The sequence below is a fragment of the Staphylococcus marylandisciuri genome (assembly GCF_025519785.1).
In the GTDB taxonomy this organism is placed as follows: domain Bacteria; phylum Bacillota; class Bacilli; order Staphylococcales; family Staphylococcaceae; genus Staphylococcus; species Staphylococcus marylandisciuri.
In genome coordinates, this window is sequence record NZ_JAOPKZ010000001.1 from 161,130 (window position 1) to 186,031 (window position 24,902).

At 37.8% G+C, this 24,902-nt stretch carries 24 protein-coding genes; 9 read left to right on the forward strand and 15 right to left on the reverse strand.

The genetic code is table 11. The annotated features are described in order from the left end of the window. Positions 1–143 precede the first annotated feature (143 nt). The gene (gene tcaR, locus N9R04_RS00840) at positions 144–599 is read left to right on the forward strand and encodes a MarR family transcriptional regulator TcaR (protein ID WP_262853715.1); all 456 of its coding nucleotides are present in this window, start codon (positions 144–146) and stop codon (positions 597–599) included. Between the two features lie 477 nt (positions 600–1,076). Here the strand turns inward: tcaR and N9R04_RS00845 are convergent, their stop codons facing one another. Then, positions 1,077–1,748, reverse strand: a complete 672-nt coding sequence (locus tag N9R04_RS00845; RefSeq protein ID WP_262853644.1) for an ABC transporter ATP-binding protein — start codon at positions 1,746–1,748, stop codon at positions 1,077–1,079. Next, positions 1,745–2,800: an ABC transporter permease gene (locus tag N9R04_RS00850; protein ID WP_262853645.1), complete on the reverse strand. Its 1,056-nt coding sequence runs from the start codon at positions 2,798–2,800 to the stop codon at positions 1,745–1,747. Before N9R04_RS00850 ends, N9R04_RS00845 begins: the two co-directional genes overlap by 4 nt. Before the next feature lie 146 nt (positions 2,801–2,946). On the opposite strand from N9R04_RS00850, the gene N9R04_RS00855 reads away from it, so the two are divergent. Both N9R04_RS00855 and N9R04_RS00860 read left to right on the forward strand, forming a co-directional pair. Continuing rightward, on the forward strand, positions 2,947–3,624 hold the full coding sequence (locus N9R04_RS00855; protein WP_262853648.1) for a response regulator transcription factor: 678 nt from the start codon (positions 2,947–2,949) through the stop codon (positions 3,622–3,624). Then, positions 3,617–4,987, forward strand: a complete 1,371-nt coding sequence (locus N9R04_RS00860) for a sensor histidine kinase (RefSeq protein ID WP_262853651.1) — start codon at positions 3,617–3,619, stop codon at positions 4,985–4,987. The genes N9R04_RS00855 and N9R04_RS00860 overlap by 8 nt, the downstream gene beginning before the upstream one ends. Before the next feature lie 211 nt (positions 4,988–5,198). Here N9R04_RS00860 and mqo read toward each other — a convergent pair whose 3' ends face one another. Beyond that, the gene (mqo, locus tag N9R04_RS00865) at positions 5,199–6,680 is read right to left on the reverse strand and encodes a malate dehydrogenase (quinone) (RefSeq protein ID WP_262853653.1); all 1,482 of its coding nucleotides are present in this window, start codon (positions 6,678–6,680) and stop codon (positions 5,199–5,201) included. Between the two features lie 360 nt (positions 6,681–7,040). Here mqo and N9R04_RS00870 point away from each other — a divergent pair, with 360 nt between their 5' ends. Both N9R04_RS00870 and N9R04_RS00875 read left to right on the forward strand, forming a co-directional pair. Further along, the gene (locus tag N9R04_RS00870; protein ID WP_262853654.1) at positions 7,041–8,186 is read left to right on the forward strand and encodes a glycosyltransferase family 4 protein; all 1,146 of its coding nucleotides are present in this window, start codon (positions 7,041–7,043) and stop codon (positions 8,184–8,186) included. 170 nt (positions 8,187–8,356) lie between these two features. Beyond that, on the forward strand, positions 8,357–10,042 hold the full coding sequence (locus tag N9R04_RS00875) for a CDP-glycerol glycerophosphotransferase family protein (RefSeq protein ID WP_262853655.1): 1,686 nt from the start codon (positions 8,357–8,359) through the stop codon (positions 10,040–10,042). A gap of 369 nt (positions 10,043–10,411) precedes the next feature. Here the strand turns inward: N9R04_RS00875 and N9R04_RS00880 are convergent, their stop codons facing one another. Further along, the gene (locus tag N9R04_RS00880; protein ID WP_262853656.1) at positions 10,412–10,924 is read right to left on the reverse strand and encodes a GNAT family N-acetyltransferase; all 513 of its coding nucleotides are present in this window, start codon (positions 10,922–10,924) and stop codon (positions 10,412–10,414) included. A 181-nt stretch (positions 10,925–11,105) separates the two neighbouring features. On the opposite strand from N9R04_RS00880, the gene N9R04_RS00885 reads away from it, so the two are divergent. Continuing rightward, a complete protein-coding gene (locus N9R04_RS00885) occupies positions 11,106–11,330 on the forward strand; it encodes a twin-arginine translocase TatA/TatE family subunit (RefSeq protein WP_262853657.1) in 225 nt (74 codons plus the stop codon). A 31-nt stretch (positions 11,331–11,361) separates the two neighbouring features. After that, positions 11,362–12,048 (forward strand): twin-arginine translocase subunit TatC, encoded by a 687-nt coding sequence (tatC, locus tag N9R04_RS00890; protein WP_262853716.1) that lies wholly within the window; start codon positions 11,362–11,364, stop codon positions 12,046–12,048. Positions 12,049–12,240: 192 nt separating this feature from the next. Here tatC and N9R04_RS00895 read toward each other — a convergent pair whose 3' ends face one another. The 5 genes from N9R04_RS00895 to N9R04_RS00915 form a co-directional block, all read right to left on the reverse strand. Then, the gene (locus N9R04_RS00895) at positions 12,241–12,369 is read right to left on the reverse strand and encodes a hypothetical protein (RefSeq protein ID WP_262853659.1); all 129 of its coding nucleotides are present in this window, start codon (positions 12,367–12,369) and stop codon (positions 12,241–12,243) included. 208 nt (positions 12,370–12,577) lie between these two features. Further along, positions 12,578–14,275: an FTR1 family protein gene (locus N9R04_RS00900; protein WP_262853717.1), complete on the reverse strand. Its 1,698-nt coding sequence runs from the start codon at positions 14,273–14,275 to the stop codon at positions 12,578–12,580. 7 nt (positions 14,276–14,282) lie between these two features. Next, complete coding sequence (gene efeB, locus N9R04_RS00905; protein WP_262853660.1) at positions 14,283–15,509, reverse strand: iron uptake transporter deferrochelatase/peroxidase subunit; 1,227 nt, start codon at positions 15,507–15,509, stop codon at positions 14,283–14,285. Next, complete coding sequence (gene efeO / locus N9R04_RS00910; RefSeq protein ID WP_262853662.1) at positions 15,506–16,351, reverse strand: iron uptake system protein EfeO; 846 nt, start codon at positions 16,349–16,351, stop codon at positions 15,506–15,508. Before efeO ends, efeB begins: the two co-directional genes overlap by 4 nt. A gap of 406 nt (positions 16,352–16,757) precedes the next feature. Then, complete coding sequence (locus tag N9R04_RS00915) at positions 16,758–16,925, reverse strand: hypothetical protein (RefSeq protein WP_262853664.1); 168 nt, start codon at positions 16,923–16,925, stop codon at positions 16,758–16,760. Between the two features lie 228 nt (positions 16,926–17,153). Between N9R04_RS00915 and N9R04_RS00920 the strand changes: the two genes are divergently transcribed. Further along, positions 17,154–18,143 (forward strand): acrylyl-CoA reductase family protein, encoded by a 990-nt coding sequence (locus tag N9R04_RS00920; protein WP_262853665.1) that lies wholly within the window; start codon positions 17,154–17,156, stop codon positions 18,141–18,143. Between the two features lie 244 nt (positions 18,144–18,387). On the opposite strand, the gene N9R04_RS00925 is transcribed toward N9R04_RS00920, so the two are convergent. Further along, the gene (locus N9R04_RS00925) at positions 18,388–18,555 is read right to left on the reverse strand and encodes a hypothetical protein (RefSeq protein WP_262853666.1); all 168 of its coding nucleotides are present in this window, start codon (positions 18,553–18,555) and stop codon (positions 18,388–18,390) included. A 211-nt stretch (positions 18,556–18,766) separates the two neighbouring features. On the opposite strand from N9R04_RS00925, the gene glcP reads away from it, so the two are divergent. After that, complete coding sequence (gene glcP, locus N9R04_RS00930; RefSeq protein WP_262853667.1) at positions 18,767–20,134, forward strand: glucose transporter GlcP; 1,368 nt, start codon at positions 18,767–18,769, stop codon at positions 20,132–20,134. A gap of 106 nt (positions 20,135–20,240) precedes the next feature. Here glcP and N9R04_RS00935 read toward each other — a convergent pair whose 3' ends face one another. From N9R04_RS00935 to N9R04_RS00955, 5 genes are all read right to left on the reverse strand, one after another. Beyond that, the gene (locus tag N9R04_RS00935; RefSeq protein WP_306439779.1) at positions 20,241–20,636 is read right to left on the reverse strand and encodes a GNAT family N-acetyltransferase; all 396 of its coding nucleotides are present in this window, start codon (positions 20,634–20,636) and stop codon (positions 20,241–20,243) included. Between the two features lie 61 nt (positions 20,637–20,697). After that, positions 20,698–21,729, reverse strand: coding sequence for an NAD(P)/FAD-dependent oxidoreductase (locus N9R04_RS00940; protein ID WP_262853671.1), 1,032 nt, complete (start codon positions 21,727–21,729; stop codon positions 20,698–20,700). 361 nt (positions 21,730–22,090) lie between these two features. Further along, positions 22,091–22,516, reverse strand: a complete 426-nt coding sequence (locus N9R04_RS00945; RefSeq protein ID WP_262853673.1) for a DUF2871 domain-containing protein — start codon at positions 22,514–22,516, stop codon at positions 22,091–22,093. Positions 22,517–22,609: 93 nt separating this feature from the next. After that, positions 22,610–23,203 carry a YcnI family protein gene (locus tag N9R04_RS00950; protein WP_262853674.1) on the reverse strand — a complete coding sequence of 198 codons (594 nt, stop codon included), beginning with the start codon at positions 23,201–23,203 and terminating at the stop codon, positions 22,610–22,612. 50 nt (positions 23,204–23,253) lie between these two features. Further along, positions 23,254–24,507 (reverse strand): copper resistance CopC/CopD family protein, encoded by a 1,254-nt coding sequence (locus N9R04_RS00955; protein WP_262853676.1) that lies wholly within the window; start codon positions 24,505–24,507, stop codon positions 23,254–23,256. Between the last annotated feature and the right edge of the window lie 395 nt (positions 24,508–24,902).

Genomic DNA, 24,902 nt, shown 5'->3' on the forward strand with positions numbered 1-24,902 from the left:
TCAACATGAGTAGTTTATTGATAATATTAAATTGGTATTATCTTAACAATTAGCTATATTATAGCAGTTTCTGAGAATACATGTGATACAATTTACTAGCTTATAACTGAGTGAATATTAATAGATTGTTTAGAGGTGCTACGATGGTAAAAAACTTAAGAAATCATATTGATTTTATGGGTGAATTTCTAGATGACACGAACCAATTGCTTACACAATTGCTGAAAGATATGCGTGCTTCTTGTAATATATCTAAAGAACAAGAAGACGTTATTCTTATGTTAAATAATGAAGGCGCTTTAACCCTATCTCAAATCACAGAACGTCAAGGCGTTAACAAAGCTGCAGTGAGTCGCCGAATCAAAAAGCTCATACAATCTGAATTAGTTGATTGGGGAGAAAATGATGAGAATTCAGATCAACGCTTTAAGTATATAACTTTGACTGAAAAGGGTCATGATTACTGCGAGAAATCTAAGACTTTAATCACCGATATTGTAAGTGAAATATTAAGCGATTTAAGTGATGATGAAATACACCAAGCGCATACTGTATTAGAAAAAATAGATAATCGACTCAAACGTTATTTAAATAAGTAAAGTTGAATAATATATTTGATATGCGGAGTAAGAGCTAACCCGCTTTCCTCATATAGGGCCTTTTTAATATCGAATCTAGCGGATGAGACATAAAGTTTCTGTGCTCTAAGAAACTGATTAACGGCGGACACAAAAGCAGGATTGTCGACAGACACGATCACGATTCGACAAAATGATGACCAACTATACTATTTAAGTCGCATGAACTGACCTTAGGAGATCTTGTGGTGATAGGCTGAAATGGACCCCAAAACAGCGAAATTATTGAATACGATGTATAGTATGTAGAAAAAAGCAGTAAAAGCATTTTCAATTAGAAAATACCTTACTGCTTTTTATTGAGGTTGGGACATAATAGTCTTTGACTAGAGAGAAAGAGGGAGCGGGACAGAAATCTTTTTTATTCAAATTAGATTTCTGCCCCGCTCCCGAGTCAATCTTCATTCATTTTTCTTCTACCTTTCAACGATGTGACCCTTATTCCTTTTCTTTAATTTGACCGTCTTCTAAATAGATTACACGATCAGCATAATCAAATAATCTTTGATCGTGGGTTATCATAATACCTACCTTGTTATCTTTTTTAATATGATTGCGCAGCATTTCGACGACATAAGTGGCACGGTCAGCATCTAAGCTTGCTGTCGGTTCGTCAGCGAGGATCATTTTGGGATCATTCATAAATGCACGCATAATTGCTACACGTTGTTTCTCCCCGCCAGAAAGATGGTTAGGGTAAACAGTTAAGCGTTTCTCTAGTCCAATTTCAGTTAATAGTTTTCGAGCTCTTTGCTTAGCTGCTCTCGCAGACTGTCCCGCTTCTTTTCCTACAGTTATTAACTGCTCCTCAACTGTTAGATAAGGTACGAGATGAGAAGATTGGAAGATAAATCCTATTTCAGTTAAGCGTAAAGAACTAGCTTTCTTACTATTGTTAAATAGCGGTTGTTGATTAAACCGTATTTCTCCGGCACTCTGGCTAAGCAACCCACCTAATATCGTTAATAACGTCGTCTTTCCAGAGCCAGATGCACCTGTCAAGATGATAAATTCTCCTTCTGAAACTTCAAAGTTTAAATTTTTCAATACTGTAGTCTCCGCTTGTCCTTCTCCAAATGTTTTTTCCAATTGGTCAACAATTAAACTCATTCTTCAGCACCTCCGATAGCTTCTATTGGATCTATTCTAAATAGCTTTATAAATGATAAGATGGCGCCAACAATACCTACAATGATAAAGATTACGATAACTAATCCAATATTAGTAAGTTCTAAATGAAACGGCATACTGACTGGCATAAAGATCGATAACCCTGACACTATAATGATTGCTAAGAGCACACCTGCGAGAGTAGTAATTAGAATTTGAGTAACTAATGATAAAAGCAAATGCTTCGTTTTGATACCGATAGCTTTTAATATACCGATTTGAGATATTTTTTGAATTGTCATTACGTAGAAGAAAGCACTTAATACGATAGCAGTTATGACAAATAAACTAACAATCATCATGTTCAACGGCGCCTGTTCTGCTTGATAACTTGGTATTTCCTGGGTAATATCATCTTGGGAATACACTTTCACACCGTCTATGGCATTTAATTTATTCTTTTGCTTCTCACTTAAGTTCTTTATAGGGTAGACTTTAGCAGCCTTAGATACTTGCTTGTTAAACCCGTTATCACTCATCATTACTACCGAGCTGTGAGAATACATTGTATCGTTAAGAATACCACTCACTTTGACCTTATGATTGCCTTTTAATTTGATCGTATCACCTACGCTTATACCCTGCGATGTCAGCTTTTCATTGATCGCAACTTCCTTATCTTCTTTAGGATAACGACCCTCTTTCAATTTAGGTTTGTCGTTCTTCACTGTATTTGTAAGAATAATACTTTCTTCATCTTTATTGGTATAAATCTTATCTGAAGCTAATTTGAGTGGTCGTTGATTTACAACCTCTTCAATTTGATCGCTTTGATGATGATTTAATATAGAAGTTTGTAGTTGAGGTTGCTTCTTTTCTTGCATTACATAATTAGAGGCGTTCATATTATCTAATAATGAGATATTTTCTCTTCCTAATCCTTTCGCTAAGCCACTAATGAACAGAACCATTAGACCTAAGAGTAGAATAATCATCATAATTAAGATGAACCGGAATTTATAATATTTCATCTCTTTCCACGCTAAACTCATTCTACCGTCACTCCTTTTATCGATTTGGTAATTATAGTTTAAAGCGCGTATGTGAACTGAATATGAACAATTATGAAATAAATCAATGTAATTTGGAGCTTGTTTCTTTTAGAATAGAATAAAATACAGATTAAGGAGCCATGTATATGACGAGATGTTTAGTCGTCGATGATGATCCAAAAATATTACATTACGTAGCAACTTATTTGAAGAAGCAGGGACTAAAGGTCGTCACCGAATCGAGTGGTGAAGCCGCCCTAGACTATCTAGAAGACCACCAAGTAGACATTGCAATCGTCGACATCATGATGAGTGGCATTGATGGCTTTGAACTATGTCAAAGGTTGAAAGAAGACTATGAGGCTTTACCAGTCATCATGTTAACTGCTCGCGACGCTTTAAGTGACAAAGAACGTGCTTACATTACTGGCACTGATGACTACGTTACTAAACCGTTTGAAGTGGAAGAACTCATGTTTCGTATTCGCGCAGTACTCCGACGTTATAACAAAAATGCGGAAACAGAAATTCAGATCGGAAATTTACAATTAAATCAAGCCTACCTTGAAATTCGTGTCAACGATAAACGTATGAATTTACCTAATAAAGAATTTACACTGCTATTTATGCTTGCCTCTCAACCCAAAAAGATTTTTAACCGGAATGATTTAATTGAGGAAATATGGGGATTTGATTACGAAGGTGATGAGCGGACTGTAGATGTACATATCAAAAGACTCCGGAAGAGATTAGATAAATTAGGTGCAGATGTAGCAATTAATACTGTCCGAGGAATCGGATATAAGGTGGTGCAACATGTTTAAATCACTCTACACACGTATAGCTATCTATACGATAACAGTCATGCTTTTTAGCGCTCTCGTAAGCTTTTTGTTCACTAATATTTACTATCATGTGAATTTGAAATCCTCTAACGATGCTAAAATTATGCGGACGTTAAAAGAGGCACGTTCATATCACTCCACCTTAAATAACGATAAATTTAATTTTTATTTTAAACATTTAGGAGAAATGAACTACCAAATCATGACTGTAGATTACGATGGTAATAAGCGCTTCTACGGTGAAAAGTTTAGAAAAGATAACATTTCGCACAAAGATGTTCAACGCGTGTTGAACGGGCACGACTATCATGGGATTAAACACCTGCCTTATCATCTGTTTGTAACTGGATTCTTTGAGAATGTCACTTCTAATACTGTAGGAGTACAATTTAAAAGTAAGAATCAAACTATGGCAGTATTTATGAGACCTGATATAGGTAAAACCTTTAGTGAATTCCGAACCTTTCTAGCGATACTTATTACGTTGTTATTGCTGATTTCTATCTTGCTCGTTATATCATCAACGTACGCTATTATTAAGCCTGTACAGCAATTGAAGAGCGCTACCGAGCAGCTCATGATCGGCAACTTTAACCGCCCTATTAAACGCACGCGTAAAGACGAATTAGGCACTTTACAATATCGCTTTGAAAAGATGCGCATAGCGTTAAAACAATTAGATGACATGCGTAGTCATTTCGTTCAGAACGTTTCACACGAAATCAAGACACCTTTAACGCACATTCACCACCAATTAACAGAATTACGAAATGCAAGCTCACCAGAAGATCGCAATATCTATATCAACGAGATCTATCGTACTACCACGCAATTAAGTAACCTTACTAAGGAGTTACTGTTACTTGCTGAATTAGACAACGGCGATCATCTCAAATTAAATGATAGCGTTCGAGTAAATGAGCTGATTACTAACATCGTTCGACATAACCAGTTTGCCGCCGATCAAAAAAATATTGTCGTATTTACCGAACTAGATGAAGTCTCACTAAAAGGTAATCATCAACTAATACACCAAGCACTGCAGAATTTGGTAACAAATGCCATAAAGTATTCGCGTGAAGAAGGTATGGTGGAAATCGTAGTAAAACACTGTGATGACGAGGTTACGATAACAGTATCGGATGATGGTGAAGGTATCACTGAGGAAGTACAAACCCATTTATTTGAACGGTTCTACAAAGTGAATCATCACGATAATAGTAATGGGTTAGGATTGGCTATAGCCCAATCAATTGTCGAACTGCATGAGGGACGAATTACTGTTGAGAGTCAAAGGGACGAAGGCACTACCTTTAAAGTTGTCCTTCCAATAAAAAGATAGATTAATCCATTTAGACTTATGCGAGAATTAAGTTAATCATTCAGCCATCGACTACGATTTCATCTATAAACGAGGCTAAAAATAGAAGTGGGTTACCAATTGAGTTAGAGAAGCTAAAACATAGAAAACGCTAAGACAGAGAGGTTTATAGCACCCCCGTCTTAGCGTTGAAAAATATTAAGAAACAAACAGAAGAGTCGACTCTATTCAGTTAATCTATTTTAAGGTTTTTCTTTACGTCTTGGTTAATTTTTTCATAAAGCTCTTTGTTCTCAGTCAGTTTCTGACCATATGAAGGAATCATTTCTTTAATTTCAGGTTCCCATTGAGAGAAACTGTCTTTGAAACAACGCTTGAGTAAATCTAACATGATGTCCACAGCGGTTGATGCACCAGGAGAGGCTCCTAGCAATGCAGATAATGTGCCATCATCTGATGTTACTACCTCTGTACCAAATTGGAGATTACCTCGAGAATCTTCAGTATCTTTAATCACTTGAACGCGTTGGCCAGCTACGCATACGTCCCAGTCTTCACTTTTCGCATTAGGTACAAATTCTCTCAAGTCATTCATACGGTCTTCTTGCGAAAGCATTAATTGTGAAACGAGGTATTTTGTCAGATTGAATTCTTTAACACCTGCAGATAACATAGTAATAATATTATTCGGTTTAACAGATTTAAATAAATCTAAATTTGAACCTGTTTTTAAGAATTTAGGTGAGAATCCAGCGAACGGCCCAAACAGTAGAGAACGTTTGCCATCAATATAACGTGTATCTAAGTGTGGTACGGACATTGGGGGCGCACCTACAGCTGCTTTGCCATATACTTTGGCGTTATGACGTTTAGCGATTTCTTCATTTTTACATACTAAGAAAATACCACTAACTGGGAACCCACCAATATGTTTAGATTGTTTAATACCAGTGTTTTGGAGTAATTTGAGGCTCGCCCCACCTGCACCGATAAAGACAAATTTTGATTCAACAACGCGTGTCTCATTGTTGTTCAAATCTTTGACTTTAACTTTCCACTGACCATTACGTTGTTGTTTTAAGCTTATAACCTCGTGCTCAAACTTGATATTTACACCTGACTTGTCACGCAAATTGCTTAATAGCTTTTGTGTTAAAGCTCCAAAGTTAACATCTGTCCCAGTCTTATCATAGGTCATAGCCATAGGGATGTGAGACGTACGCCCTTCCATCATCAACGGTGCCCACTCTGCAATCTTATCTTTATTATCAGTAATTTCCATATTACTAAATAACGGACTAGATGAGATAGTCTTAACGCGACGCTTTAAGAAGTCGACATTGCGCACACCTTTCACGAAACTCATATGAGGCACAGGTCTAATAAAGTTCTCTGGATGAGTTAATTCGCCTTTACTAACTAAATAACTCCAAAATTGCTTTGAAATTTGGAATTGTTCATTTATTTTTATAGCTTTTGAGATATCGATCGAGCCATCTTTTTGTTCTTTAGTGTAGTTCAATTCACATAGAGCTGAATGACCAGTACCTGCATTATTCCAGGCATTTGAGCTTTCCTCAGCTGCGTCTTTCAAACGTTCAAATATTTGAATTTCTTTTTCTGGAGCTAGTTTCTTTAACAAAGTACCTAACGTTGCGCTCATGATACCGCCACCAATTAAGATGACGTCTGTTTTGCTATGTTTTGTAGCCATAACAAATACAGTCCCCCTTCTAATTATGTTTATAGAAACGTTCAGTTAATTGATGGCTCAAACCCGTCCTTGAGCTACAACTTAACGCTTACTACAACCTACTAATCTATATGTAAGCACTTACATAGATTAGTATGACTTTATAAATATCTTCAATACTAATTATATACGTTAATTGTACTTTAAAAAAGAGCTTAAACCAACTCTTCTAAAAATATCTATTTTCTCACGTTTGCATAGTTGCTATAGAGATGGTCACTACGCCTTTGACACAGCTTTCTGATAATTCTTCGATTTCTTAATCATTTTGTGAACGTGCTATACTATAAATTAATCAGTTTCTCTATCGGAGGTTAGTTTATGAAATCTATAACATTTTTAATGCACAATATCTATGCTATGGGTGGTACAGTTAAAGCTGTAACTCAACTTGCGAACACGTTAGCTCAAAAAGGCCATAAGATAGAGATAATTTCTGTCTTTCGTGCTGCACAGAAGCCCTATTTCGACTTAGATCAACGCATTAAAGTAACAGTGCTCGTCAACTATCAACTAAGACCGCAAAATGCTAAAGCGCTATTATTTAATCGGTTACATAAATATTTAGGCCTATCACAACCTAAACTGATTTCTAACCATGAGCCTGGACTCAACCAATTCAACCATTACGTTGAGAAGAAAATAATTAAAGCTATCAAGCATGTTCAGACTGACGTATTAATTAGCACGCGCGCGAGCTATAACATACTCACTGCAACATACGCCCCTGCTCATTTAGAGACAGTGGGTATGGAGCATATGAATCTCGAAGCATACCCTAGCGCATATAAAGAAGAGATCATACAAGCTTATAAACATTTAAGCAAAATAACAGTACTTACATACAGTGATAAACAAACTTACATGAAACAATTAACTACTCCTGTCTATGTCATACCTAATATGATCACTGAGCCCCGGTTAAAGCAGCGAAAGCAGAATGTAATTGTATCAGCTGGACGATTAGAATATGAAAAAGGCTTTGATCTATTGATAAAAAGTATAAATAAAGTTCAATCCATCATTCGCACGTGTAATTATCAAGTTAAAATATTTGGAGATGGACAGGAGAAAGAGCATTTAAATAAGATGATCGCTCAATTTCAACTTACAGATATCGTTCAAATTAACCCTCCGACTCCATCGCTCAATAAAGAATTAGCTCAAAGTAAGATCACTGTCGTTCCCTCTCGCAATGAAGGATTCGGCATGGTCATCTTAGAAGCAATGAATCAAGAAAGTGCTGTAGTGAGTTTCAAGGGCACGTCAGGACCTGAATCTATCATTACACATGAGCATGATGGCTACCTCTTACCTTACGAGAACACCGATGCTTTAGCGCACCAAATTAAATCCATGACCGAAGATGAAACTTTAATTGATCAAGTTGTAGACAATGGCAATCAAACTCTTGAGTCATACTCGCCAAGTCACATCTATGAGCAGTTCAAAGAAATGCTTGAATAAACCAGAACGACCTTCATTTGTAAATAGAGACGTAAAGCAGTAACTGTTTAAATTCTCCATATATTGGTGCGAGGCTTATCATTTAAGCAATCAAGGTTATCGCTTAGCTTTAATCGAGGTCCATGCACATGGTAGAATAACATTAATACTCACAGACTTGAGGGATAGTTATGATTAAAAATATTCAATTAGACGATTGGTCAACTTTAGAGGACAAACTTAAAGCACTACTACCAAAAGACTATACTCATTTCATTATTGAGAATGAGGCGATTACTATTGATGAAGATATGCTTGAAGCTGTAGAATTAAAGCCTCAAACGATCATAGTAGATTATGCGATTGATAATACCTATCTAAATGATGCACAATATTTCAATCAACATGAAGCAACTTTTGAAGCGTGGATGAACAATTCTAATCATTATCCAAACGTGATATTCCATATCGAAACAGTGCTACATATTTTAGAAGATTATACTGTTGATCACCTATTTGATCTGGCTCTACTTTCTTTGCTAAAAGGCAATTCCTTCGTTGATAGACATATCGTTTATGACTTTCATCAATCATTCGTCACAAGTTCAGGCCTTTGGGAAATAATTACAGAATTAAACTTTGAGCACACCACTCAATTCTTACTCAATGTGCTTGCATATGAGCACCAGTACTCGCTGCCTTATAGTAAAAAGCAAATTGAATTACCTCAAGAAGCCACACCTATTCAAAGGTGGTTAAAAAGTACTCGCTTTAAAGCGCCACGTTTTTTATATAATGCTAAATGTAAACGAGAACTTAAGCAATTTAAAAAAGATAACTACGTCTATGATAAGGATCCCAATAAATTAAAGAATCACATTGTGTTCTTAGGACACCATTACCGATTTCAAGGTAACTCAAGATATTTATTTAATCATTTGGCGAAACATTATTCAAAGACGACTGTTTACTTCATAACAGATGAGGTTAAAGGGCCTAATTTCTTAGAACCTGAGACTAAAGAAACAAACGAGCTTATTGAAAGCGCGAAAGTCGTTATTCTGGAAGATTTGATGCCAGACCATTTACATCCTAATGGTAAAGTTGTTCAACTATGGCACGGTACACCTATTAAGCGCTTATTCTTTGATCGAGTAGATCAAGTCTCATCCGATAATCACAAACCTTCACGCGCTAAGGTGTTCAATAAATGGGCGCACCAAGATTATCTTATTTGCGATTCAGAAGCCAGCGAACCTTATTTCGAAACAGGCTTTCCGTCAAAACACCTTGATTTCATAAGTTGTGGTTATCCAAGAGTGCGCTATTTGTTAGATAAAGTCGACGATAAGCCTTATTTATCATTCATACAGAAAGAATTGAAACTCGATCCAAATAAACAAACTTTGCTATATGCACCAACGAAACACACACACGATAATCATGACGATATCTTACCAGTGAGCGATGGCTTAGTTAAGAAATATAATATCATCTATCGACCTCATCCTGATAACGAGGGTACTTTTGAACCTGAACAAGTTATCACAGCGCCAAGTAACATTGAAACGCAAGATCTCATCTTAGTGGCGGACTTCGTCTTAACCGATTATTCATCACTCATATTTGATGCTCTAACGGCAGATAAAACAATTTGTCAGTATACACCAAATCAAGAGGTCTTTGATCAACAGCGCGGTGTATATGAAGAAGTGATGCAATCACTATCTACCGTACGGTATAGTGATAAAAAAGCATTGCATAACGACTTAATAAGTCATCAAATGACAACCGTAAAATCCAATCCATTTATCAATACGAATAATCAATCCTATGAACAGATATCTACTTTAATTGATAGTATAATGAAGAATTAGGGCAGATTCGCTTGACTGTGGTCAGTCATTAATTGTTCGCTAACAACGCTATAATAAATGTAAAAATAAAAGGGAGCGGAACAGAAATCTAATTTGAATAAAAAGATTTCTGTCCCGCTCCCCCCTTACTTTTTCACAGCAGCAAGCGAATTGTTAGCTTTACTTATGAATTTAATTATGAACCTATGATATCGAACAATTGTCATAGTAGTTAACCTAAAGAGATAAAGTTGGCATTATCACAAGGAGGGTGGCGTACAGACTATGTTGCTCAGTACAAACACTTTCGCATGTAAGTGATGAATGTTCTTAACAGTAACTGCTTATTATATACGTGGCCCCCAACTCAACTTAGCTTATCGCTATTATTTAAAGATCCTTCTCCATAATAAGGTCATGATCAATGACACTACCTGTGCGGAACTCATGCGTTCCAGTGTGAATAAAACCACGTCCCTTGTAGAAGCTGATCGCGTTATCATTCTGATCCCATACTCCTAGCCATATTTTCACTTTGTTCAACCGTCGAGCTTCTCGTTCTGCAAAGTCGATAATCTGTTTACCTATACCTCCTCGTTGAACTTGAGGAAGTAAATAAATACGTTGTACCTGTAGGTAAGCTTGACCCATCGGTTCAGTTTGGGCGTCGTTAATATTGAACTTGAAGTACCCGAGTACCTCATCTTCTTCTCTATAGAAATAAATCCATGAATCGTCATTGCGTAACTCTTGGAGTAATTGACTCACACTGAGTTCGCTATCATAATAATGCTGAAGATCTTCAGTAGTATAAGCATACCCAAATGTTTTGTCGAAGGTTTCAATGGCTATCTTTCTAAGCTGTTCCACCTCATCTTCTTTAACTTTCACAAATTCTCCCATATTATCGTCCCCCTAAATCATGTTCTCTATATTATACTAAAAATATAAAGTTACCACTACGCTTATTTTCTTAAGATATGATAACAAATTCTTTTTTAAAGGAGTGTTTATAGTTGATAATAATTATCAATTAACATATAGTTAATAAAGATCATAGTTCAGAAAAGAGGTACTATACAACATGGAGAATTTAATCATACTTGGCATGACCGGTCCAACTAGTTTAGTCATCATTAGTGTTATTGCTTTAATTATCTTTGGACCAAAGAAACTTCCTCAACTAGGTCGCTCAATTGGAGAAACATTGCGTGAATTTAAATCGGCGACAAAACATCTCACTGATGAAGACGATGAGAAAACTGACTCATTAGAAACGCCCAGTAGACCCTCAAAGCAGCAACGTTAGTCGACGCGATGAGCTAACCCTTTCACAACATATAGAAGAATTAAGACAACGCTTAATTGTCATTGCAGGAACATTAGTCATCGTTATCGTAATCTTATATTTACTCTCAAATTGGTGGTTACCTCATGTGTTACATTTCATTCTTCCGCCATCAATCGATTTACATGCTTTCGGTGTCACTGAATTAATACAAATTTATATTAAAGTCATCTTTTTCATAAGCTTATGTGTATGTACACCAGTCATCTTCTATCATATATGGGCTTTCATCATCCCTGGTCTTGAAGGCAAGGAAAGATATTATATTTTAAAATACGGAGTGGCATCTCTGATATTATTTATTATCGGTGTGCTATGCGCATTTTTCATCGTTTATCCATATATCATAAATTGGGCCAACAACTTATCACATATCATGCACGTTCAACCTTTAATTGGATTAAAACAATATTTGAACGAGCTCATAAGATGGTTACTTACGTTCGGTGTACTGTTTCAACTGCCTGTCCTCTTCAAAGGTTTAGCATACTTTCAAATCATCGACGTTTATCAACTTAAACATTACCGTAAATATGTTTATTTCTTTAGCTTCGTACTCGCAAGTCTCATCGCACCACCTGATATTATTATGAACCTCATCCTAACTTTACCTATTATCTTATTATTTGAGATCAGTATGGTATGGGTAAAATGGACTCGTCCAAAACACAATGCTTAGATGATTCTTCATACTGCAAAAAGCACTAAGATCTTCTCAATCGAGGTCAAGATATAAAGCTGCTGTGCTTGTGGAAACTGGGACTTAATGTAATGTCTCAGCTTCTTTCAGCATCTTGGCAGTAGATGACTGATTTGAAAACGGGCTTGTATCAAGCTTTTTTCAATTCTAGTCATCCTTGCCGGAGCGGGACTACGAAATCTTTTTATTCAAATTAGATTTCTGTCTCGCTCCCTCTTTGTTGGGGCCACCCCAACTCGCAGTGCTTGTAGAAACTGATTTACCAGTTTCTCTTTGTTGGGGCCCCACCCCAACTCGCATAGCTTGTGGAAACTGGTTTACCAGTTTCTTTGTGTTGGGGCCCCCTGCTCAAACTCTAAACGCTTTTGTCCCGACCTCTCTAGAATTATCTCAGTGCTTTCTTATTCCTAACTCATTCTATTTATCTTCGTATTTATAATCATCCACGTTCTCTTGTTTTAAAATTTCTATCTTTATTGTTCTAAGCTACTAAACCGTAAATACTCATTTATTTACTCCCTCGTCTCCCATTTATAATCAGATAAGTTGCAATAGCTATGACGAGAATGGCCTGAGCGAGTATAGTTTCAGCTGTAGGATAAAAGCCGATCCAGCTGATAGTGGGTAGCGATGCAATATCGTGACGACCAATAATATGCAGTAATTGTAATTTCTGTACACTTACCCCTAACATTTTAAAAGCCATTATAAATAATACAAACGTCAACACTTTGAAAATGTAGTGAAGAGGTATTAAACGAACGATATAACGGTAAAGTACAGCGAAAATAATCAATATGATGACGGCATATAGGATACCAAGCACAAATTGCAGTGTCGAAATATTCCCCAACATACCTACATAGAAAACAATGACTTCTACGCCTTCTCGTAAGACGGTAATCAAGCCGATGATACCTAGCAGTAAGACGCTATTCTGTCGCACGGCACTTTGATACATGGACTCCACCATGGCATCCCATCGTTTAGCGCTAGAACGTCTATGCAACCACAAACCTACAACGAACATTAACGCTACAGCTATTATACCAAGTCCAGCTTCTATACCTTCACGTAGCGTGCCTGCTTCTCCAAAAATATGTATGAATAATAAGGCGATACTTAAACTTAGTAATCCACCTATTATCGCTCCACCTACAATGCTACGCGTTCCTTTACGGTCGTCCATCTTTTTGGTCATCGTTGTTAAAGTCATGATGATGAGTAGTACTTCTAACCCCTCACGTAAGAATATGAGCATCACATCAATGGATGAGTAATGGTCAACGTTGACGGTATCTTTAATTTCTTGATTAATTTCAGACAATCCTTTTTTCACATCTTCTTTGTTGTGTTGGTCTAGAATACCTTGATAGTAAGGAACTTTATTTTCAATTTTAGTGTACAAACTGATGTTCTTCGTTTGAATTTCGCCTTCTACATACGGCCACGTTTTAATAAACTGTGTCAATGCAGTATCAGCTTTATCTAAGTTATTATTATCGATGGCTTGGATTGCGGTATTTAAAGCCTCATTGAGCTGGCCTGCGTTATACTTACTACTTTCCTGCTCAGAAGGCTGTTGTCCAGCTTGTTGGATTGACGCGCTGAAGTTAGTCCAAGCGCTATTTACTTTCTTTGTATTTAAAGGTTCCTTTTCAACAGCGACTCTCAGCTGCATTAACCCTACTTCAATTTGACCATATTGACCTACATCTTTATTGCGAATGATTGATTCATGTTTCGTCCATATTGAATTCACTTCATTGTTTAATGCCTTAAGCTTTTCTTGATCTTTAGCTTGAATCGCATTTTGGAAATCTGGATCTTTAGCCTTGATAGACGATTTCAATGTTTTAATCTCACCGCTATCATCTGACTTATTTTCACTTTTTTCATAAGCGATTAGTGCTTTAGTTAAATCAGAAAGCTGCTCTTTTTGGGTCTCGACATTATGTGAAGACTCAAGCTTTTTGAGGATATCATTGACCTCTCGTCCTTCTTTAGAGTCTTTCACTCGAAGGCGATTAACTTTTGTAACAACATCTTCAACAGCTTGCTCTTTGCTATGTTGCGATGCTTTTGAATCATCGAGCGTCATTTTACTATCCGTAATCGCAGCATACACATCGCTGATCTCCAAATCTTTGGCTGACGTAGTAGAAGGTATTGATAACGTCAAGGTGATCATTAAGAGCGCTATCATGAGGACTTTAGCTGAAGAGCGTATCACCTAGATAACCTCCTTTGCGTACGCCTGGCAACATAAGGAACAACCCTGAACCACGATGGGTAATGTATTCATTTAATTTGTCTACAGAGCCTAATTTATTTTGAATATCTATAAACTGTTGGGGGTCTTTTTGAAAGCTAATAAATAATAAACCTGTATCATAATTTCCCGTATCTTCACTCGTCCCCCGCATATAGTTATAAGCTCGGCGTAGTATATGCTGTTTCGATTCTTTAGCAAGACGCGCGTGGGCATCTTTGGGTATCGTCGGTTGTCCCTGGTCATCTTTAGCATCTAAATCTAATGTGTCGTATTCATCTTTTTTCCCCAATGGTGCACCTGAGTCACGATGACGTCCAAAGGTTGCTTCTTGTTCTTCTAAAGAGGTCCGGTCCCAAGTTTCGATGTGAATTTGAATCTTACGCAAGACGCAATAAGTGGCGTATTTAGCCCAACCATCCTCAATGAACACGTGTTGTTTATAATCATGTGTATTACGCGGATTCTCAGTCCCATCTTTAAAAGCCATCACATTTCGCGGTGTCTCTTTAGCTTTACCTGACACAAAGCCAGTTTCTGACCATCGTACTTTAACCGTATCGTAGTATGGACGTATCAAATTATGGATCGCGTGAAAAGCTACTTGAGGATCGTTTGCACAAGCTTGGATAAATATATCGCCACCGGTAAAAGCTTTAGATAGTTGGTCGCCAGGGAAGTGCGGTAGTTCTTTCCAAGTATTAAGCATCTTATCTTCAAGATTGAGCTTTTTCATGAAACTACTAGATACTCCAAAAGACAGAGTGAGGCGATTCGCATCTAATCCCATAGCTTCTCCTGTATCTTTAGGAGGAAGGAGCGCATTACTGTTGTTAGAGCCTACGAGCTTTCCTTGCATCATCGCTTTACTGTACTCCGTCCAATCTTTAAACATACGTTTGACCGACTCAACCTCACTGGTCTTCAAATCTAGGACTGCTAAATTAATATTCTTTTGATGCGGGGTGGTGATCCCCGGTTGAACCTTACCATGAAACTCATATGCTTGATGTGGTTCATCTTCCGGGGTATCAAATGCGGACTTAAGTGACCAGATACTCCCTACGCCACTTGCACCTATAGCTACACCTGCACCACCTATTCCTAACATCTTAAGAAATGAACGTCGGGAAAATGTCGTTTGCTCACTTTCATGCCGCTCTCTCATTCGTTAATCACAGCCATACGACCTAATGGTTCACCTAATTCATTAACCGCCTCTGACAACTCTTTACGTTGTTTCTTTGAAACTTCCTCATATGATTTATAACCGTCATCCGTCTTAAACTGATCTAGTAGCTTATTCACTTTACCAAATTTCTCTTCTAATTCTTTACTTAACTTTTTATCTTTTTTCTCTAATGCTGGTTTAAATAGTTCGTAAATCTTCTCAGCACCTTCAATATTGGCTTTAAAGTCGTATAAGTCTGTATGAGAATATATCTCTTCTTCCCCAGTTATCTTAGATGTGGAAACCTCATTCAATAAATCAACCGAACCTTGTAACATCAACTTAGGCGTAATTTCTAAAGTATCTGCTTTAGCGTGTAATTCTTTCGTATCTTTCAGCAATTGGTCTGCGTCTTTCTTCGTAGTGTCTGTAATCTTATTAGCTTGGTATAAGTCATGTTCAATCTTATGGTAACCCGTCCATTCGTCTGCTTTCTTTTCTTCTTCCATGTCTGCTAAACGAGCATCGATCTTCGGATCTAGGTCACCAAATGCTTCAGCCACTGGCTCTGAACGTTCATAATACATACGCACTTTAGGATAAAGTTCTTTCGCTTTCTCCATATCATCGGACTTCACAGCTTGAACGAAGTCTTCAGTCCCTTTCAAGAATTTATCTAATTCTTTGCTAGTGTATGCTTTGTAATCCTTAGTCGCTTGTTTAACCTCAGTTTTCACTTCATTTTTCTTAGATGCGTTCTTGTCTTTATCAGAATCTTGTGAGCCACAAGCTCCTAGTAATAAAGCTGATGATAATACTGCTACTGATAGTTTTCTCATGTTGCCACCTCGTATGATAATTATAGTTATTAATTGTTGTTGATAATCATTTTCAATTATTATACGTTTTTCTCAAATTCCCGTCAATATCGTTCTTTAATTTACACTATATTACATCATTAAGCAGACCAATTCATTTAACAATCATCACTAGAGACGCGGTTGAGACATACAATTTCTGTGCCCTGAGATAACCGATGAACGGCGTCCCCACAGTAAAATTTGCGAGCTCACGATTCGGGAGCGGGACAGAAATCTAATTTGAATAAAAGATTTCGTAGTCCCGCCCCGGCAAGGATGACTAGAATTGAAAAAGCTTGATACAAGCGCATTTTCAAATCAGTCATCTACTGCCAAGATGCTGAGAGAAGTTGAGACATTACTTTATGTCCCAGCCTCTTTCTCTTTAGTCAAAGACCATTATGTCCCAGCTTCTCTTAGTTGGGGCCCCACCCCAACTCGCATTGCTGGTGGAAACTGATGAACCAGTTTCTTTGTGTTGGGGCCCTACCCCAACTTGCATTGCTTGGTGAAACTGATAAATCAGTTTCTCTTTGTTGGGGCCCCACCCCAACTTGCATTGCTTGGTGAAACTGATAAATCAGTTTCTCTTTGTTGGGGCCCCCTGCTCAAATCCCAAACGTTTTGTCCCGACCTAACTAGAGATTCGAGAACCCTTCGATGTGGTTCCTCCAATTATTCATGATAAATATTTATAGGTGGAGTGACGCAAGTTAATTGAGACGTCAAAACGAAAGTGATACATTGGCACTACAGATATAATGGAGAGGGAGTGGCTAATATGAGTGAATCTTTCAAAGCATTTTTCGTGGAAGAAGTAGATGGAAAGATATCTAAAGGGTTCAAAGATATCACTACTGACGATTTACCAGATGGGGACGTGTTAATCAGAATTAAATATTCTGGTATCAATTATAAAGATGCACTTGCTACAACTGATAATAATAAGATTGTCAGCAATTATCCAATGATTCCTGGCATAGACCTAGCAGGAGTCGTTGAACATTCTGAAACGCCTAGCTTTGACTCCGGTGATGAAGTCATCGTTACTGGTTATGATTTGGGTGTGGCGCATTACGGTGGCTTTAGCGAATATGCGCGTGTTAACGAAAATTGGATAGTGAAAAAACCGAAAGATCTTACTTTAGAAGAAGCGATGATTTACGGTACTGCAGGCTTCACAGCGGGGCTTGCTATCGAAGAACTAGAACACAACGGCTTGTCCGTAGAAAAAGAATCCGTGCTCGTTCGTGGAGCTACAGGCGGTGTGGGCACACTCGCTACAATGATGTTAAATTCTATAGGTTATGACGTTATTGCTAGTACAGGCAAAGAAGGCACTGAAGAGGAATTGAAACGCTTAGGGGCTAAAGACGTCATACCGCGCATAGAAGACTACGATGGTAAACCATTAGCTGAACGTAAATGGCAGGCAGCAATCGATCCAGTTGGCGGGTCAAGCTTAGCTCAAGTCGTTAAACAGCTGCACCATAATGGGAGCTTAGCCTTAATTGGCATGACAGGCGGCAACCATTTTGAAAGCAGCATCTTTCCATTTATACTGCGCGGAGCAAATATTATAGGTATAGATTCTGTTCAAGCGACGATGAAGATGCGTACGAAGATTTGGCGTCGCTTAGCTAAAGACTTGAAACCTGATCAACTTCACGAAATTAAGACTACTATTGCTTTTAAAGATTTAGAGAAATATATTGATAAGGTATTAAGCCACGACAACGCTGGCCGTATTATTATCGATTTTGACAAATAATTACTAAATAGTGACCATATTTGTTAGAGGTTGAGACATAAAACTTTTGTGCTCTGGGAAACCGATTAACGGCGTTTCAAAAGGGAGCGGGACAGAAATCTAATTTGAATAAAAAGATTTCGTAGTCCCGCCCCGGCAAGGATGACTAGAATTGAAAAAAGCTTGATACAAGCGCATTTTCAAATCAGTCATCTACTGCCGAGATGTTAATTAGGCTGGGATTTATGTCCCAGCCTCTTTCTCTCTAGTCAAAGACCATTATGTCCCAGTTTCTCTTTGTTGGGGCCCCACCCCAACTCGCATTGCTTGTGGAAACTGATGAACCAGTTTCTTTGTGTTGGGGCCCCACCCCAACTCGCATTGCTTGTGGAAACTGATGAACCAGTTTCTCTGTGTTGGGGCCCCACCCCAACTCGCTGTGCTTGGTGAAACTGGTTTACCAGTTTCTCTTTGTTGGGGCCCCTCCTAAACGCTTTTGTCCTGACCTCTTTTTTAGTAGTTAAAATGATTGCACTCTAAAATATGTATAAAAATCAGCTTTTTATATATGAATAAACTTACTTATTTACAGAAACTTTATGAAAGCGTATACTTTACTTGTCTAATCAACAGGAGGTAAAAATATGGGAGTAAAAATAAATAAAAAACTCATTTTCTTCTTAGGCGCTTTAGGAGGATTGCTTTACGGTTATGATATGGGGGTCATTTCAGGAGCACTTCTCTTCATCAAACACGACTTGCATTACACAAGTAGTTGGACTGAAGGATTTATCGTTTCAGCGATGCTGATCGGTGCCATCTTCGGTTCTGGTGCAAGCGGGCCGACTTCAGATCGACTCGGTCGACGCAGAGTGGTAGCTATTATCGCGATCATCTATATCGTAGGTGCGCTTATCTTAGCGCTAGCACCAAGTGTTTCAATCTTAATCACTGGTCGCTTCATCATCGGTTTAGCAGTCGGTGGTTCTACAGCTATAGTTCCTGTTTATTTATCAGAGATGGCACCGACCGAACACCGAGGGTCACTCAGTTCACTGAACCAACTTATGATAACAATCGGTATTCTTGCTTCATATTTAGTTAACTACGCATTTACACCTATTGAAGGCTGGAGATGGATGCTTGGTTTAGCTATTGTCCCTTCGTTAATCTTACTCATTGGTGTAGCTTTCATGCCAGAAAGCCCTCGCTGGTTACTTGAACATCGCAGTGAGAAAGCAGCACGTGATGTGATGCGTTTAACATTTCCAGAGGATGAAATCGATAAGGAAATTGCTGATATGCGTGAAATTAGCCGTGTATCCGAAAGTACGATGAAAGTTCTTAGCTCTCCGTGGCTGAGACCAACGATTATCATCGGCTGTATCTTTGCGTTATTCCAACAAATCATCGGTATTAACGCGATTATTTACTACGCTCCACGTATCATCAGCAAAGCAGGTTTAGATGATTCCGCTTCTATTCTAGGTACAGTAGGGATCGGAACAATTAACGTCTTAATTACTATTGTAGCAATTTTTATTATAGATAAAATTGATCGTAAGAAGTTACTCATCACAGGTAACACCGGCATGGTGGCGTCACTCATCGTCATGGCCATTCTGATTTGGACACTAGGCATCAACTCTGCTGCCTGGATTATTATCGCGTGTCTAACTATCTTTATCTTATTCTTCGGCTTTACGTGGGGCCCCGTGCTATGGGTTATGCTACCAGAACTATTCCCAATGCGTGCTCGAGGTGCTGCGACAGGTCTAGCAGCACTCGTATTATCAATAGGAAGTATACTTGTCGCACAATTCTTCCCTAAACTTACAGATCTATTGCCAGTACAAGGCGTCTTCTTGATCTTTGCAGTTATTGGCATCTTTGCTATTATCTTCGTAGCTAAATTCTTACCTGAAACGAGAGGTCGAAGTTTAGAAGAAATTGAAGCTGATTTACGTTCACGTACTACAGCAACTAATGTAACTATGGAAGAAGAAAAATAATATATAAATAAAAGGCATTTGAAAGCTCAACTTGGCAGAGGGTGCTCCATCCAACTAAGTGGAAAAAACCTTCCTCGACTTTCAAATGCCTTTTTAAAATATACACTTAAGTATAGCGTCTATACATACCTCCAGCTTCAGGTTCTGTAGCCTCAAAACCAAACTGTTTATATAACTGATCAGCAGGATAATCAGCAATGAGACTCACATACGTGCCCGCCTCAGCAATCTGATTAAGATAATTCATTATTTCAGTCATAATCTTCTTGCCATAACCCTGTCCTTGATATTCTGGATCAACAGCAATATCTATAATTTGGAACGCTGTGCCGCCATCACCAATGAGGCGGCCCATACCAATCAACTTAACATTGTCATAAAGTGTAACATCAAAGCATGCATTCCCCAATCCTTTTCGAGCAGCCGCTACAGATTTCTCACTCATTCCTGCTACACGACGCAAATCACAATAAGCTTCAGCTTTAGGTGGCTCATATTTCATTTCTATCACGCTTCATACCCCTCTCAGTAATGAACTAGTCTCATTTCTCGTCATTTTAAAATTATAAATATTTCTTCATAATCACTTCATTAGATTCTTTGAACACCTCATTATGACTCGACACGTACCCTTCTCGAGCTGCATCAGGCTGAATATACTGTTTCGCTAAATTAGCTGCATTTCCAGCGTCACTAAATGCACTCGCAATCAAGTGAATTTTCGCATCATGATGGACGATGTCACCACAGGCATATAAACCTGGAACACTAGTTGCAGTATTACCAAAGCCTTTCACTCGATAGTCATCAAACATATCTACTTGTGTCTTCGCTTCTTTTAACAACCTATTTTCACGATCAAAACCATGACTAATAATCACATCGTCAAAATGTTCAGTAGTCGTTTCTCCAGTCTCTATATTCTCTAACACAACTTGATCTATACGCGTCTCTGTATCATCACCAATGAGCTCAGTGATATGCGTGCTCGGCATCTTGCGTACGTTTAACTCGTCCAGTCTTGCACTAATTGCTTCGTAACCTCTCACTTCAGATTTCCGATAAATTAATGTCACCGATTTAGCGTATCCACTCAGATCATTCGCCCAATCTAAAGCAGAATTTCCTGCTCCCGAAATTAAGATATCCTTGTCTTTAAATTTCTTTAAAGATTGGACCACATAATGAAGGTTAGTCAAGTTGTATCGGTCAGCATCCTTAATTTCTAATGGCTTAGGGTTAATAATACCTCCACCAATAGCTATGATCACTGACTTTGATTCGTAAATGCGCCCTGATTCAGTCACTATTTCAAAATGACGTTCGTTCACTTTATTAATATCCACTACACGCTCATTTAATTGAACTTCAGGTTTAAAGTGCAAACCTTGAGTAATCATATCTTCTATAATTTCGTAACATGGCTTAGGCGCCACTCCACCAATGTCCCAAATTATTTTTTCAGGATATACATGCATCTTACCGCCGAGTTTATCTTGCACGTCAACAATACGGACACTCATCCCACGCAAACCAGCATAGAAACTCGCAAACAAACCTGCAGGACCCCCGCCAATAATCGTCACATCTTTCATAATAAAGCCTCCCAGTTAATCTTAGTTCTACATTATTATCATATAAATGAGAAAGGTTATCAATATATTAGATTATTACCTGCCTATGATAGAGGGCGTGATGAGATTGGAAAGACGGAACACCTAGGATATACTTTACAGTGATGTGATAGGTACTATAGTAAGAAACTCAATACAGATTCTGGAATATCAACCCTTAAAAAGGGAGCGGGACAGAAATCTAATTTGAATAAAAAGATTTCTGTCCCGCTCCCTAGCTTTTATATAGTAATAGAGAAAATTATTTGTGCGGTGTATGACTTTTCAATTCGTATTCAAAACCGATCAGTTTTAATCTCGCCTTTCAGCAATCAGCTTTATCCTACTCTTTGTCTTTCTCCACTGGATCTTTGATAATCGCTTTTCTTAATAAGAAGAACAGTAATACAAAACCTGCAGTAATCACTGTATGTCCTAAGCCCGCATAGCCTGCAAATGATTCAGGTACATGTTTCCCTAATACTTGATACGTCCCTTTTAATGCCATCATACCTACCGTTATTACGACACCTATATTATAAATATAGAAGAACCAATTAAATAAATAGTAATTAGATAATTTAAAGACTTTGACTAATGGGAGTAACAATAAATGCATCATCATACCGAGTATGAGTGTATGGGTATGGACAATAACGAGTTGTGTATCGCCTGTGAAATGATGCGAAACAGTGAGTTCTCTATAATAGAACCCGCTTAATAACCCAATAGCTGTGTAAAATAAAAAAGCATATAGTACTCTGCGCATGGGTCTCCCCTCCTTATAATTGAGTGGCGCATTAAGTATCTCTAGTTCATTATATTAATGCTTTCTTAAAATTTGATACTTAACTTTATTCTATCACTTATTTCTAGATTTCTTAAAAAGTGCGACTAGCGATAAGAGAATAGCTATAATAGAAACAATCCATAAACTGAGTGGAGCATGATCTTGTTTAGATTCTTCCTTCACCCCATGAGCTTCCTGGGTTATACCTTTTTTAACCGTAGTGATAGGAGCTGGCGTTTCTGCATTTTTATTACCGGTCCATTTCACTACCTCTCCGTTATCATATGTTTGAAAAGCGTTCCATTTAAATTCCCCTTCCTTTTTAGGGTTAGCTACCTCAATGGGAAGATCTATAAACTCTGAGGGGCCTATACCATCTTTCTTAGCTTTCCAAGTAATCTTTTTAATATTTCCTTTACTATCCTTTTTCAAATCATAATCGAATAAGTGATTAGGCTGAATGCCGACCACTTCTACCTCTTTAGGAACTTCAAGTTCGATTTTAGTCGTATGAGCGTCTTTTTCAACTGGTACACGCACTTCGTATTTCTCATAAGAGCCGGGTTCACTCGTATTAGGATTTAGTGTAACGTGTGCTTGTGCAACTGAATTAATGCTTAGACCTACGATAAATACTACAATAATTGATAAGATTTTCTTCAACATAGTCTTTTCTCCTCTTATAAAACTTTAATTTTTATTTAAAATATTATTCATTAAGCAGGGATACTTATTTGACTCATTACTACGCCTAATAATACAAGCAACACACCGATACTGAGTTCACTCATTAATGGCAGTAGTCTAGCACGACCTTGATGCTTAAGTGCATGAATAGTTTGATAATAACCTAGCAGCATCATGAGGGCAGTTCCTATCATCTTAACTACCACTAAAATCGTCCAAGTGTGAAATTCTGACCATAATATTGAAATATGGGTTTCATCGACCATCATCAATATACCTGAGATAATAATCATCAACACAGCTATTAAATTCGTTTGCAATAAAAAGCGCCGTGTTGTTCTAACCATAGAATGATGAGTGTCTTGAAAATAGTCAACAATGAGATAAATCAAGGCTCCTAACCAGAGCGCTATCCCCCCTATATGTATCACACGTATGAATAAGGACCACCATACGAGATGTTGAGACCAAGCGTGTCCTGACATACTTAACACTATGATTATAGTACTAGGTATCAAGGTATACCATATTTCTGTCATCCTATTTAATGTCCATAAGAAGAATAGGATGATCAGTGCAACACTTGTTATAATAAATGGTGTTTGTAGCAAAGTGGCTTTATCTAGCGATAGAATGTCCTTTCTAATATCGTTTGACAACGTAAATAAATAGAGTAGACCTGTGATAATGATTAGTATAATAATACTCCAAATCACCGCTTGATGATGAGGTAATATTTGATATACCTTGAGCCCTCTTCTTTCAGCTAACTTATTCACTAAATAATAACCTACGCTCAGTATCATGAGGGCCTCTGTTACATAGCGAACTAAGCCGAACCAAAAGCTGACTTTTTGATAAAAGGGCAAGGAAGTATCAATGTGGTGGGCTGTCCTCTGACCTACTGAAAAGTTATAAGTAGAACCAACCTCATGTCCATCAGCAGAAATCGCATGCCATTTTAATTGATGTGTACCCTTATGAAGATGTTGGGGTGAAAATGTTAATACGTTGGAGGACCCCGCTTCCGTCGGTTTCAAGTGTTCAATTACGTCACCATTATCGTTATATAGTGCAATAGCTGAATGGTCAGCATCTACCGGCTCATTAAACTTCAATTCAATCTTATTAGGCGCACTTGACACAACCTGATCCTCTTTAGGCGTCATGTGTTCAAGAGTAGCATGGGCAGAAGCTTCTCGAGACCCACTTATAAGTACAAGTACTACGGCAAATAGCACTGTAATGAAGACTGTCTTCATGCCATATTGTACATATTTCATCAATATCCTCCCGTCAACTAGGATTATGCTCTAATCATATAAGATTCAATGTTTAAAAACAATAAACCTAAATATTTGTCACTTATTCTCCACATTATTAGTTTCTTCATATAATAGTACATGCCAAGTTAACAACTATTCTTATATAGAGAATACGCGGTACTCTAGATAGTGAAGTAATTCTTACTCATCCATTATCACCTAGGAGTTGTGATAAAGTTACTATCACTGAGATTTGTCTTATCATAACTGGACTATACTTCCCTTGCCCTCTATATGATAAATATTTAGACTTATAACTGAGCTCTACCATACTTTTTAACTAAAAAAGGGAGCGGGACAGAAATCTAATTTGACTAAAAAGATTTCGTAGTCCCGCTCCGGCAAAGACCTTT